The sequence below is a fragment of the Candidatus Methanoperedens nitratireducens genome (assembly GCF_000685155.1).
GTDB classification, from domain to species: domain Archaea; phylum Halobacteriota; class Methanosarcinia; order Methanosarcinales; family Methanoperedenaceae; genus Methanoperedens; species Methanoperedens nitratireducens.
Genome location: NZ_JMIY01000001.1, coordinates 156,739 through 169,478, shown reverse-complemented (window position 1 = coordinate 169,478; position 12,740 = coordinate 156,739). Strand labels below are relative to the sequence as shown.

Here is a 12,740-nt window from a genome sequence, read left to right as displayed (position 1 = left end):
GTTGTCATTACCCCACATTACCCTACATTGTAATTCTTCTACTTTTCGGATAGGCTCTTAATCCGAACCTGCATGGTACCGACGAGCCTCATGGCGTGCAGCGCCGCCGCAGCGGTAACCGTCTTGTTATCCGAAGTCCAATACCGCCGGCCGGATCGATCAGACCCGCGCTCCCAGGGCATGCTTCACCGCTACGTCGATTCCCTCCAGCTCGTCCCGCGCCCAGGTGATGTGCGCATCGGGCCGAACCAGGATCCAACCGTGCTGCCCCCCGAGCAGACCGCTGAGCGAACCGGTCGGATCCAGGTACCCGCCCGGACCGATCCGGATGACTTCTTCCACCGGCAGGTTGCCTGGAAGATCGCGGTCCTGCCCGATGTTGAGGATCACCGGTCCGTTCGGCAGCAGATCGTACAGGCGGACTTCTGCGCCCTCGCGTGAACGGAGAGGCGGATTGGGAAGACGAACGCCAGCGGAACGTGCTCGGCGATCCAGGAGCAGCGAGGCGGGGTAATCGAGGTCGATCATTGTCGCGCGACGCAGTATCATCCTGCGGAGACGAGGGATTTTGAATGCAAGGCGCCAAAGGAAGAACACGGCTTCACGGACGACAGACGGGGTTTGCAGTACGGCACGGGTATTGAAATCCGTGTAGCGGGACACAGTCTCCACAACGACCGCCCGGCGCTCTACATCGTAGGAGTCTAATAACCTCTCCAGATCCCCGCCACGGAGCGCGTAGGCCAGCTTCCAGGCGAGATTGTGCGCATCCTGGATGCCGGCATTCATACCGAGTCCACCGATCGGGCTGTGGACATGCGCCGCGTCGCCGGCCAGGAGGACACGGCCCACCCGGAACCGCGGGCTGGAGCGACGGTGGATCCGGAAGCGGCTCGCCCACACCACCTTGACCGGACCCGGCCCCAGCACCTCTTGCACGCGGTCATTCAGCTCCTCCTCCGGCACGTCATCACCCTTCACAGGATCACCACGCTCAAGGCGAACGATCCTCCAGAGCCCGCGGCGTAGGCGAAGAGTGAACGTCAGGCCGCTGCGTGTGTTCCTTATTCGCGGCCACGGGAGGGCGTCACGCTCATCCGCCACGCAGACATCCGCCAGCATGGGGCGGATCGAATAAGTAATCCCCTCAAACGGCAGTCCCAGAGCATTGCGTACGAAGCTACTTGCGCCGTCGCACCCGACGACGAACTCCGCATCAAGCGCGCGCGACTTTCCACCCTCCTGGATCGTCACCCTCGCTCCGTCCGCACGTGGAGCCAATTCGATGACCTCCGCTCCGAACCGGACGTCGCACATGCCGGACTCCTGCACGGCTTCAAGCAACAGCTTCTCCGTGTACCCCTGCTCGAGCAACAAAATTCCAGGGCTATCGGTTTCTGCATCGAGTTCGGAGAAATCGATGGTAAGCAGTGGACGGCGCCCGGGTACAGCGTTGTGCAGTGTCAATCTCCGCCTGAGCACACCTGCATCAAGAAAGCCCCTGCGGGGGCAAAATTATTAACAACGAACTTATACTAACTCAAAACGAACTCTTGGAGTTCGTTCCAGTTCGTTTATGTTCGTTGTTTTTAGACTATCAGATTTCAAGATGAGGAGGAAGAAATGCGTTTATACTTTCCTATACGTCGAGAAAGCGTTCCTCGATTCCCCACTGCCGGAAGATCTCGCGGGTCCGCACATGTATTCCGGGTGCCTTGGAATGCTTGCTCGTCGCCTTCTTTTGCTCGAGAAGCACGGAGCGCTCACCCTGCCGGGCGAGCCCCAGCGCCAGCGACAGGCCGACGGGGCCGGCACCAACGATCACAATTCGATTTGCATCACCCATACCAATTTTAATCCCCTTCATCCGTCTTCTATTATTAATTAATATTTGACCAGGTCTTATATTAACCTGACGTCTCAACACCATAGAGTTCATCTTTGTATGCACAAACTGTGTGAAAATTTGAAGAAGTTATGTTATCTCAGGTACTTTGCGTTACATATATTCTTTACCAGCACATTCAATATAACTTGGAGTGACAGGAGAATGAACATAGATAGAAATACTGAACAGACTAAAGAGAAATTTAACAAAATCGAAACAGGATTGAAATGTCTCAATGACTTGAACCTGCTTGATGATTTTTTTGACGAGACCTGGAAGGAGGGGACAGACAGGTTCCTGGATAGATATGAAGATAAAAAATCATTTTATGACCTACCTCTGGAAGAAACTGGTAAAGTTATGGAGCAAGTAACCGAATGGTTCGGGGATGATTACGGGTTGGTTGTAATCGACGGTGAATTATGGATGGTCTCTGTGGGTAGCGTGGATGAAGGCGGTTACAAGTGGTGGTTCAAGATGAGACTGAACACAGATGACATAGAGACTGCCAGAAAAGTCATTCTGCTTGATAAATGCAGACCGAGGAGATATTAAGATTTCACGAAAAGATTTATACGATATAATCCTTAATGATTAAATGGGGTGAGAATATGGTAGACATAAGAGGAGAAACCAGGGTAGAAAGAAGGGGCTATGTAGCTGTTCATGAGAATATTGTAGATCAGATAGCTATTGCTCTTGTAATAATCGGAGGTTTGAACTGGGGTCTGATCGGGTTATTTAATTTTGATTTAGTTGCAGCTATCTTTGGATCAGTCCCGGCTCTGCAGAGGTTGATATACGTTCTGGTAGGATTATCTGCTCTATACTTGATCTTCCGTCGCTTAAGATAATTTTAAAAAAATTATAGAAGGCGGAGTAGAAGAGTGGGAGAGGCATATAAACCCAGCTTCAAGGCTTTAATCACAGCATAGCGACTTTTATCTTTTCCCGAAAGTGTACCATAGCACCTAAATAGTATTAGTGCAAATAACCACTTGTTATTACACGAATAATAGCGGGATCACTATGAAACAAGAACGCTGGGGAAATATTGGATCGAAGTTCGCGCACCTGACGAGCGTGCACCCGTGTTACAATGAAAAAGCGCATTTCACTACTGCCAGGATTCACCTGCCTGTAGCGCCGCGCTGCAATATCCAGTGCAACTACTGTATCAGAAAGCTGGACAAATGCGAACACAGGCCAGGCGTCTCCGGCAGTATTCTCAATCCGCAGGAGGCACTCATCAGAGTTGATAGATATATAAAAGAAATGCCCAATCTGCGCGTGGTAGGAATCGCAGGGCCTGGCGAATCACTTGCAAATGAAGAGACATTCGTGACCCTCGGGCTTGTCCATGATAAATATCCCGAACTGATAAAATGTGTAGCCACCAACGGTCTTTTGCTTACTGAGAATGTCGAAAAACTCATTGAGGTCGGTGTTACAAGCGTAACAGTCACTATCAATGCGGTTGATCCTGATATCGGCGCCAGGATCTATTCATTTGTGCGCTACCACGATAAGACTTACAGAGGCGTTGAAGGAGCAAAGCTCCTGATTGAAAACCAGTTCCTTGGTGTGAAGAGGGCAAGTGAGGCAGGACTTAATATAAAAGTAAACACCGTACTCATCCCGGAGATCAACTTTGAACAGATAAAGGAAATAGCCAGAAGATCACACGATAGCGGTGCAACACTTATGAACATCATTCCCCTGATACCTCTTAACAGGTTTGAGAAAGAAAGGGCTCCTGATTGTGATGAGCTTACCATGGCAAGGACAATAGCAGAGGAATTCCTGCCACAATTCAGATTATGCAGGCAGTGCCGTGCAGATGCGGTAGGTGTCCCGGGAATGGAACCATGCGGCTCTCCTGTACAGCAGAGAGTTACTGAATATTTCCACGCATGAAAAGGATTAATAGTATGATAGATGATTCTATACTGGAGGTGAGATCCCATGTGTATGATGGACTCTTCAACCAATCTTGATATCGAACCAGGAGAAATGAATGTAACCCAGTACAGATGTCTGGATTGTAAATCCACGTTCCGTGCGATAGGGAAAAAGGTAAGCTGCCCGTCATGTCAATCGGACAGCGTTAAGAAGATTTAGAACAAAAAAATAAGAAATGAACTAAAGAATCTCTTATCGAGAATAACTTCAGTTCAGACTTCGCTATTCCGCAGTATCATCCAGATTCTTATACGTTCCACGAGGCTGAGTTCTCCATCCGAGAGCATATCTATGATGCTTCTGACATCCTGTTCAGAGACCCTGAATGTACGATCTACCTGTTGCTCTGGCGGCTGAAATAGTATTCCCACATCTTTGACTAAGTAGAATGTGCCAATGTAATTATTCTGGTCGGTCACATCAACCTGCACAGCATCAACGTTCTGTTGCTGCATTATGCTACTCAGGGATGTGATATTCTCAGACGTGTTCAACTGCTGCAAATCGGTTTTGAGGTTGTCCCATTTCGATACGTCCTGCGTCATGTACGTTGTCTTGTTCTGATCCAGCGATATTTTCGGTGTCTGAAAGAAATCCAGGAACCCTGCCTGTGCTGTTATACCCAGACCCAGAATCAATACAGTAATAGCAATCACTACAGTTTTTCCCATATCCTCACCTCCTTTTATCTTGTTCTTGTATAAGGATTAGGTACGCTATGGTTATAAGACCAGCGATCGTGAATATCGCTTACAATTGGTCTGTTTGGCCATGCTTTAGCTTCTTTCAAAAGAAAGCAGCAGCAGTCATAAACAATCCTGATAAAAGAGGTATCATAAGGTTATCATCGATCTGCCTTCCCAGGATCTGTACAGGTACTGCATCCCCTAAAGTGGCTCCTGCTGCCCCTGCTGCATATACCAGGAAAGATAAATGGGTCATATCCTCTGCCAGCGGCAGATTTAAAAGAACAAGCCCGATCAGGATACATACTGCGAACATCAAAGCCATTATTGGAAGGGGTTTGAATTCCATATTTTTTGTAGCCTGATTGCGATTATAATTGCGATTACGATTACGATTACGAATATCCCCGCCTTTTATCATCGAACCTGCCAGCCCGGATGCAGCATCTCCGATCGACAGCATCAATAATGCAGCTATGGCAACCGTTTTATCAAAGATAAGAATGGATATAAGGGCAGCCATATTAAAATATATATACGCTGCGACCTGTTTATTCTCATGCGGGCGCAGCAGTATATCAGGGAGCTTTATTTTTCCTCTAAGGCGCAGCCATTCGATCAACAGAATGAACGCATTCACAGATGAGAGCACGATCAGGGCGGTTTCTCTACTGATAAAATAGTAGATTATGGGGATTAAGGAACCTGTAATATGAAACGTTTTTCGCAGCAGTTCGCGGGATAGAAGATCAAACATACAGGAGCTTTATACTCTCCTTCCAGCATTCCCAAAAGATTTGCCTCTGTATATCAGGTCGCATATATTATCTGCAATATCACTCATACTGGCACGCACCTGTCCCATCGAATCTCTCTCCCTGATTGTAACAGTGCCGTCCTCAAGAGTCTGGTAATCCACGGTGATAGAATACGGTGTGCCGATCTCATCATTCCTGCGATACCGCCGGCCTATGGTACCGGAGTCATCGAAAGTAACGAGTATACCGGCTTTGCGAAGCGATTCTATGATCTCTATTGCTGGTTTTATCAGTTTCTCTCGTGTAAGAAGAGGCAGTACAGCAGCCTGAACCGGAGCAACCTGGGGCGGAAGGCGCAGTACTATCCGTACTTCATCCTCCTCCCCTTCCTCAATAGCTTTTTCTTCAAAATATGAATGCTCAAGAAGTGAATACATTATCCTGTCGATCCCGAAGGATGGTTCTATCACATGCGGGATGATATTCTCACCATGGATCTCCTCCGTCACTGTCTCAAATACTACGGCATCCTTTTCCAGCTTTATGTGCTCACTATCGATTGTCAGTTCTATAAATTCACCAGATAGCTCCTCCTGTCTTAATGCCTTCAGCGCATTTGCTATCTTCCCTGCTTTTCCTTTGAACCTGGGTCCGAGAGCCGCCATATTGGGTTTGACTACAAAACGCTCAACCTTTTTAGGTCTATCATACGGCACATATACAGTCAGGTCTGTCTCACTCTGTTTAGCATGGGCTTTTAAGTCATAATCCGTCCTGTCGGCTATACCCACTACCTCGATCCATCCGAACCGATCGCTCAGTATCTCGGCATCCCAGCAATCAGCAGCATAGTGAGCCATCTCATCCTTCATATGCTGCCTGAAGCGCAGTTTCTCTGGTGACACACCCACGCGTGTGAGGTACCGATATGTTATGGCAAGGCAGTATCCCAGGAACTCATGTGCGATTATTCCTGTGTTTACAGCCGCACCGATTGATATCTGCTGCGATTCCCCGTTGATCTGCCCTTCCTGGGAGTAAAAGTTAAGAACAATATCAGCGATCTCTTTGAATCCAGGATGCGTCTTATTTCTTGGGTCGATGAATATCTCAGCCTCAGCCTGTGTAAATTCCCTCAGGCGTATTACACCCTGCCGCGGGGATATCTCGTTGCGGTAGGCTTTGCCTATCTGTGTGGCACCGAATGGCAGGTGATCACGGTAGAACTTCAGGAGGCGTGGAAAATCCACGAACATCGCCTGCGCAGTCTCGGGGCGAAGATAACCTGCCCTTTTTGAGCCAGGCCCGATGCTGGTCCTGAACATCAGGTTGAACTCATAAACATTACCGAGCTTTCCGCCGCATTCAGGGCACCGGATGTTGTTTTTATTGATGATCTCAGTGAGTTCATCTGCGCTCAGGGTATCGGGCATATCTACGATGTTCTGGACAAGATGATCTGCCCTGAAATCCTCATGGCACTTCTGGCATTCGGTAAGGGGATCAGAGAAGCCTCCGACATGCCCTGATGCGATGAAGATATCCTCTATACCGATGGTAGGCGCCTCTATCTCATAGTAGCCCTCGTTTATTACAAATATATCCCGCCAGACATTCTCAATGCGGCGCTTGAGCATTGCGCCGAGCGGCCCGTAATCATAGAAACCGGCTGTTCCGCCGTACAGCTCAAACGATGGCCAGAGAAATCCGCGGCGTTTTGCCAGCTCGATTATCTTTTCGTATTTATCAACCATGTGTTATCATCACTTTCAGGACTTATTACATGGTTTTAGATTATTATAGTTTCTTATAGAGATTTGCTCTGATTGCGTATTTACGATATAACCCACCCGAAGGGACACCGAAGGCGGCGCTATCAAGATGGTATATATGCCGCTGATGCTGGTACCTCTGAAGGAATTTAGATATCTGTAATCGCCGACTATTCTGACACTTTTTCAAGTATTTTATCTATTTTATCGAGCTTTTTCTCGATCCTATCCAGGGATTCGTTTAGCTGTGCCATTTTTGTATGAATATCCATCGTAGTTTTTGAATTTGCTGTCCTTGAATCCACATATCGTTTAATTACAGCTATAAAATACAGCACTATTAAGATGGGCAGTAGCAAGAATGTAATCCCTAAAAGCGGAGTATAATATTCCAGCCATGGAGGTAAACCAACCGCCGGAAGAACGAATAAACTTAAGATTATAACTCCAGAGACTATAATAAGTGCCTTAATCAGGATTTTCTCTTCTTTTGAACTATTATTCATAATCTCCTTAATCTGAAACCTTTTCCAGAATTGTATTGATTTTATCGACTTTATTCTCTATAACCTGCATCCTCTGTATCATGAGTTCTATTTTTGTTTCTATTTCTTCACTGCTTGCTATTTGCTGTTTTGCCTGTGCTTCTATGAACTTATTGCCGTACTTAAGGATGCCATCTATTAAGACCGCCAGTACGACCAGTACAAGCAGCCAGAAAAAAAGCACCACTATTCCGGGAATTTCGGGAAACAAAACCACTTTTAAACCCTCCTGTATCTACTCCGACACTTTTTCAAGTATCTTATCTATTTTATCAAGCTTTTTCTCGATCCTATCCAGGGATTCTTTCAAAGCATTCATGTTTGTGGATGCCTTTGATTCCTGTACCTTTGCATCTACATAGCGCTTAGCCAGAATTATCAGATATACAATCACTACCAGTGGAATTGCATACATCAGCAAGACAATAAATATTTCACCAGTTCCTATTGCCATTTCTATCACCTGCTACTCTGAGACCTTCTCAAGTATTGTATTGATTTTATCTACTTTATTCTCTATAACCTGCGTTCTCTGCATCAGGAGTTCTATTTTTGTATTTATTTCTTCATTACTGATTGCCTGCCTTTTTGCCAAAGCATCAACCAACCTGTTTGCGAACTTACTGATACCGTCTATTATAATAACACCGATCGTAATTAAAAGAACGAAGTAAAGAAGGTAAGCAAGCGGAGTTACTTGAATTCCAAGCTGATTTAACACGACGAGAGTAAGGAAAAGGGCTACAATCCCGACTATTATCCAATTTTCGTTCATTTTCATTTTTCATTCCTCCTTCATATTTTGAATCACATCCAGGCTGACAACCAGCTCGAACGGTACTGATCTGTAGTATTTCCTGAAGTACGGCGATTCTTCCGAGACCTCGCTCCTGCCTTTTACAAGCCCGAGCTTCTCGAACTGCTTCAGGTATATGTTGACCAGCGGCCTTGAGATACCGAGTTCTTCCGAGATCTCCCTTGCGTATTTCTCCTGAACCGCTATTGCTTTGAGAATGCTGAGGCGCTGCTCGTTTCCGAGAAATCCGAGAAGCTTTGCAAGCTCAGAAATGGAGCTGGCTGTGATATTTAACATGTGTTTAATATCTTTTACAGCTGTCACGATAAAACTTTCGGTATTGTCTTTGAAAACTTCAATCGTGTTCCTTTACGAGTTTTTTTGTTTTTCCATATTCCATGCGGATCATTAACACGACAAATCCTGCGACGATTATACCTGATACATTGATGGCAAAAAGCATAATACCGCCCCAGCCTGAAAGAGGGCCTGCCTGGAATCCAATAGACGCCGCAGCCAGAGCAGGCACTATAGCCAGGGCTATTACCACACCCACTATATTTTCTCTCCTGTTTGTTACTGTTGCAATAGAACCACCCGCGCCGGCTGCAAGTGCTGTAATTATGCTGTAGCCCCCGAATAATAATCTCTCACTCACCAATCCGCGGCCTGCCAGTGCCGGGCTTGGAGGGATTAAGGGCGTATGTAAGAGTACCCAGACTGTAATAAATGATACGACAAATATAACTACAGAGTGAACCAGCAGACCTGTTGTTCCCGTGCGCACGAGTTGCCAGTCTCTATTGATAATACCGAATGGTATCGCTACAATAGTATCAAATGATGGTGCAAGAACCATTGAGCCAATTAGAACAGGAGTAGAATCGGCAAGCAAAGCTACAGATGCCAGTATGCTCGATAGGACAAGGAATGTTATAGTGTCAAAATCAAGACTTGCACTGCCATGAAAATCGATGCGCTCCAGCCTATCCACCGTATTATCTGACATATCCGTAACTATCGCATAGTAGCACTAGTAAATACTGATACCGAACATACAAATAGATTAGCCATATCGTTCTTGACCATTATCTTTTTATATCAAGTAAACTTTAGTGAAATCAAGTTTAGTTGATTTAGGAGGACTCAACATACATATATCAGACGGGATTCTGGAACCGAGATGGATTTTATTCTGGTATGTATTATCTGCAATCGTTATTGCAGCAGGTCTTCGGGTAATCAATAAACGCATCGCAGTCGACCCGGTGTATCTTCCCAGGATCTCATTGATCGGTGCTGTGGTTTTTGTGATCTCGGTATGGCACATCCCTGTGCCGGTGACAGGCTCATCATCCCATCCTGTCGGAACACCGCTTGCTGCAATAATCATCGGTCCGTTTGCAGCAGTCGTAATAAGCGCGATTGCCCTGTTCTTCCAGGTATTCGTAGCCCACGGCGGTTTAACTACCATAGGCGCAAACGTATTCTCAATGGGAATAGTCGGGGCTTTTGGTGGCTACCTTGTGTACAGATCGCTTAAAAAATTCTCTCCTTTGTGGTTCTCTGCAGGAATGGCAGGACTTATCGGAAGTATTTTAACATACCTTATGACAGCCCTTCAACTTGCCCTTTCCCTGAATCCCGAAAACGTGATGTACTACTGGAAACTATACTCCCTTGGCTTTATTCCCACTCAACTGCCCCTTGCATTTGCAGAATTCGCATTCACGGGTTATGTGATAGAATACATATCCAGGACAAAACAGGATTTGATCGGCACAGAAGGCCATGGTATGGACAGGTTCACAAAAACCGCTCTTGTTCTAATGGTTTTAATCACATCGGTTATTGCCGCAGGCGCGTATATCGGTTATCTGGGAGGAAGTGATATGGCGGGCGTTGACAGTACTGTTGAGACGCTTGCCGCTCCTGATGCAGATCCAGGCGGGATCGGGGTAAGATTAATGGCCCGCTTTGGTGAGCCCCTGGGTTTTGCTTTTGTTGGTATTATAGGCGGTCTCTTTACAGGGTATTTCTGTACCGAACTCAGGAGGAGAACCTGATGCTGCAGTGGCTTACGACAGATCCTTTAAATGGAATAGTGGTTACGATTACTTTCTTCATCTCCCTGATAATAGGCAGATACTTAAGGGAAAAAAGATCACAATCCGGGTACAGAGGCAGAATGATCGATTCAAGGATCATGATCTTTGCAGCGTTTATCCTGATCATCGCCATGACAGTAATGAAAAACTGGCATATTCCGGTCATCATATCCATATTATGCATGTTTATTGCGCTAAGGCTTGGTATATTTCGGGATTACACTAAAAAAATCATTTTCCCGCTGGTTCTGGCATTGTTTATCCTCGCGATACAGGGTCTTACCTACGGGGTAAACATAATTGATCTTGGATTTATCTCAGTTTATTCTGAGGGAATCGAGTATGGTTCTCTTATCTTCTCAAGGGTATTCGCCTCTGCCTCTGTACTGGTTCTACTGGTAATCACAACCCCTGAGAACGAGCTGCTTGGGAGCATGCGCTGGTTTGGTGTTCCCGGGACGATTATTGAGATCTGTTCACTTATGACCAGGTACATAAGGACTTTCTCATACGAGGGAAAAAAACTGAAGCTAGCGCAGGAATCACGATGCGGTTTTTCAAGAGAACAGGGCTTTACGAAGCGGATGCATAATATTGCTTCAATATGCGGACTGCTTATTACACGCGCATTCGCAAGAAGCGAGGAGATCTATATAGCCATGATCTCACGCGCCTGGAGACCAGGTCTGCAATATCCGAAGGATTACCTGCCATTGGATAAAAGAGATATAATGTTTGGATTGGTGCTGTCATTCGGGATTATCGGACTGATAGGACTTGACAGGTTTTTATGAGGTAAAAGCAAAAATGAACGTGATAAAAACGATTGAACTTGAATATACCTATAGTGACGGGACAAATGCTCTATCAGGTGTGAATTTTGAAGCAAATGCTGGCGAGAGGGTGGCTGTGCTCGGTCCAAACGGTAGCGGGAAGACAACGCTATTCTATCATTTTAACGGCCTGATCATGCAGACAGGCGGGGAAATAAAGGTATTCGGGGAGAATATCAGCAAAGATAATATCGATACGATCAGGAGGCGGGTGGGTCTTGTATTCCAGGACCCGGACAGCCAGTTGTTCGCACCCACTGTACTTGAGGATCTCGCTTTTGGCCCAAAGAACCTGGGATTATCCCAGGCGGATGTAGAGAAAAAGGCCAGAGAGGTGCTGCACAGGTTTGATATCGAAAAACTTGCACAGAAAAACCCTGCGAACTTAAGCGGAGGGCAGAAGAAAAGGGTAGCAATTGCTGGCGTGGTTGCAATGGAGCCTGATGTGTTAGTGCTTGATGAGCCGACATCGGGTCTTGATGTACGCGGGGTTACTGATACGATGGAGATCCTGGATGAGTTAAATGCTGAAGGAAAAACGATTATTATATCAACCCACGACTCTGACCTTGCTGCGGCATGGGCTGATAGAATTTATATACTCAACAAAGGAGAGGTTTTCAGGTCAGGAGTTCCAGGGCATATTTTCGCAGATGAAAAACTGATCATGGAGGCTGGCTTGAAGCACCCTGTCATAGTCCAGACATTCAGAGAATTTCGCGCACGGGGAATCTCAAAGGGTGAGGTGCCGCTCTCAGTTCTTGATTTTATGGGATCTGTCGATGTAGAGGTGATGAACGTCAGGTGTGCAATAGCAGGCTGCGACATATCTGCAGGCGATGATGTTTGCCTTAAGATCAAAGACGGCATGCTTGTTGCTATCAAAGGTTCAACAGGCGTTAAGGGTAAGGCGGTGTTTGGTGGCAAAAAAGGGGAGGATATCGCTGTTAAGGATGTAAACGGGGATCTGCAGCAATTTGCTGGCAATATAACCATAATCAGGGTTCCAGGGATCATTGAAGGGGGCTCAAGGGCGGCAGATATAGAGAATGTCCGTGATATTCTTGATAGAGAGAAGAACCATAAGATCGGAGCAATGGGCACATCTGCAAAGGTACTGATGAACAGGATGGGGATCAGGTGCGATATTGAGTTCGATGTTATCCAATCAGGCATACTCGCAGCACTTCGGGGATTCAATGTGATTGTTTTTGCTTCAGGCGGGATGGCGGACAGGGTGGCAGAGAAGGTAAGAGAGAAGAAGATCAATTATTCCGTTATTGCGCTGTAGCGATATGGCACAGTGAGTTCTTTACTGCTATTCTTGCACTTAGAGCCTATCCGATAAATAGAAGAACCCCAGAGTTAGATTAGAATAGGGGAGTATTTACG

The 12,740-nt window shown here is 46.4% G+C and carries 18 protein-coding genes; 7 read left to right on the top strand and 11 right to left on the bottom strand.

Annotated features, from left to right (window positions below):
• Positions 1 to 159 precede the first annotated feature (159 nt).
• Positions 160 to 1,467 (bottom strand): FAD-dependent monooxygenase, encoded by a 1,308-nt coding sequence (locus tag ANME2D_RS16635; RefSeq protein WP_052368495.1) that lies wholly within the window; start codon positions 1,465 to 1,467, stop codon positions 160 to 162.
• Positions 1,468 to 1,639: 172 nt separating this feature from the next.
• Entirely contained in the window at positions 1,640 to 1,846 is a 207-nt protein-coding gene (locus ANME2D_RS00885; protein ID WP_157833890.1) for an FAD-dependent oxidoreductase, read from the bottom strand.
• A 204-nt stretch (positions 1,847 to 2,050) separates the two neighbouring features.
• On the opposite strand from ANME2D_RS00885, the gene ANME2D_RS00880 reads away from it, so the two are divergent.
• From ANME2D_RS00880 to ANME2D_RS18330, 4 genes are all read left to right on the top strand, one after another.
• Entirely contained in the window at positions 2,051 to 2,443 is a 393-nt protein-coding gene (locus ANME2D_RS00880) for a hypothetical protein (protein WP_048088320.1), read from the top strand.
• A gap of 56 nt (positions 2,444 to 2,499) precedes the next feature.
• A complete protein-coding gene (locus ANME2D_RS00875) occupies positions 2,500 to 2,742 on the top strand; it encodes a DUF378 domain-containing protein (RefSeq protein ID WP_048089216.1) in 243 nt (80 codons plus the stop codon).
• 175 nt (positions 2,743 to 2,917) lie between these two features.
• On the top strand, positions 2,918 to 3,805 hold the full coding sequence (locus tag ANME2D_RS00870) for a radical SAM protein (protein ID WP_048088318.1): 888 nt from the start codon (positions 2,918 to 2,920) through the stop codon (positions 3,803 to 3,805).
• A 54-nt stretch (positions 3,806 to 3,859) separates the two neighbouring features.
• Positions 3,860 to 4,009 (top strand): hypothetical protein, encoded by a 150-nt coding sequence (locus tag ANME2D_RS18330; protein ID WP_198527322.1) that lies wholly within the window; start codon positions 3,860 to 3,862, stop codon positions 4,007 to 4,009.
• 53 nt (positions 4,010 to 4,062) lie between these two features.
• Here the strand turns inward: ANME2D_RS18330 and ANME2D_RS00865 are convergent, their stop codons facing one another.
• From ANME2D_RS00865 to ANME2D_RS00825, 9 genes are all read right to left on the bottom strand, one after another.
• On the bottom strand, positions 4,063 to 4,521 hold the full coding sequence (locus ANME2D_RS00865; RefSeq protein ID WP_048088316.1) for an SNARE domain-containing protein: 459 nt from the start codon (positions 4,519 to 4,521) through the stop codon (positions 4,063 to 4,065).
• Between the two features lie 115 nt (positions 4,522 to 4,636).
• Complete coding sequence (locus ANME2D_RS00860) at positions 4,637 to 5,293, bottom strand: diacylglycerol/polyprenol kinase family protein (protein WP_048088314.1); 657 nt, start codon at positions 5,291 to 5,293, stop codon at positions 4,637 to 4,639.
• Positions 5,294 to 5,302: 9 nt separating this feature from the next.
• Positions 5,303 to 7,048, bottom strand: a complete 1,746-nt coding sequence (glyS, locus tag ANME2D_RS00855; protein ID WP_048088312.1) for a glycine--tRNA ligase — start codon at positions 7,046 to 7,048, stop codon at positions 5,303 to 5,305.
• A 188-nt stretch (positions 7,049 to 7,236) separates the two neighbouring features.
• Entirely contained in the window at positions 7,237 to 7,572 is a 336-nt protein-coding gene (locus tag ANME2D_RS00850) for a hypothetical protein (protein ID WP_048088305.1), read from the bottom strand.
• Between the two features lie 7 nt (positions 7,573 to 7,579).
• Complete coding sequence (locus tag ANME2D_RS00845) at positions 7,580 to 7,828, bottom strand: hypothetical protein (RefSeq protein WP_048088303.1); 249 nt, start codon at positions 7,826 to 7,828, stop codon at positions 7,580 to 7,582.
• 18 nt (positions 7,829 to 7,846) lie between these two features.
• The gene (locus ANME2D_RS00840; protein ID WP_048088302.1) at positions 7,847 to 8,065 is read right to left on the bottom strand and encodes a hypothetical protein; all 219 of its coding nucleotides are present in this window, start codon (positions 8,063 to 8,065) and stop codon (positions 7,847 to 7,849) included.
• 12 nt (positions 8,066 to 8,077) lie between these two features.
• On the bottom strand, positions 8,078 to 8,392 hold the full coding sequence (locus tag ANME2D_RS00835; RefSeq protein ID WP_048088301.1) for a hypothetical protein: 315 nt from the start codon (positions 8,390 to 8,392) through the stop codon (positions 8,078 to 8,080).
• Positions 8,393 to 8,395: 3 nt separating this feature from the next.
• Positions 8,396 to 8,704, bottom strand: a complete 309-nt coding sequence (locus tag ANME2D_RS00830) for an ArsR/SmtB family transcription factor (protein WP_048088300.1) — start codon at positions 8,702 to 8,704, stop codon at positions 8,396 to 8,398.
• Positions 8,705 to 8,762: 58 nt separating this feature from the next.
• On the bottom strand, positions 8,763 to 9,416 hold the full coding sequence (locus ANME2D_RS00825) for a DUF389 domain-containing protein (RefSeq protein WP_048088299.1): 654 nt from the start codon (positions 9,414 to 9,416) through the stop codon (positions 8,763 to 8,765).
• Positions 9,417 to 9,522: 106 nt separating this feature from the next.
• On the opposite strand from ANME2D_RS00825, the gene ANME2D_RS00820 reads away from it, so the two are divergent.
• The 3 genes from ANME2D_RS00820 to ANME2D_RS16630 are packed head-to-tail and all read left to right on the top strand — an operon-like array spanning position 9,523 to position 12,639.
• Positions 9,523 to 10,473: an energy-coupling factor ABC transporter permease gene (locus tag ANME2D_RS00820; RefSeq protein WP_198527321.1), complete on the top strand. Its 951-nt coding sequence runs from the start codon at positions 9,523 to 9,525 to the stop codon at positions 10,471 to 10,473.
• A complete protein-coding gene (cbiQ, locus tag ANME2D_RS00815; protein ID WP_048088298.1) occupies positions 10,473 to 11,309 on the top strand; it encodes a cobalt ECF transporter T component CbiQ in 837 nt (278 codons plus the stop codon). The genes ANME2D_RS00820 and cbiQ overlap by 1 nt, the downstream gene beginning before the upstream one ends.
• 13 nt (positions 11,310 to 11,322) lie before the next feature.
• On the top strand, positions 11,323 to 12,639 hold the full coding sequence (locus ANME2D_RS16630) for an ATP-binding cassette domain-containing protein (protein ID WP_081810108.1): 1,317 nt from the start codon (positions 11,323 to 11,325) through the stop codon (positions 12,637 to 12,639).
• The last annotated feature ends 101 nt before the right edge of the window (positions 12,640 to 12,740 follow it).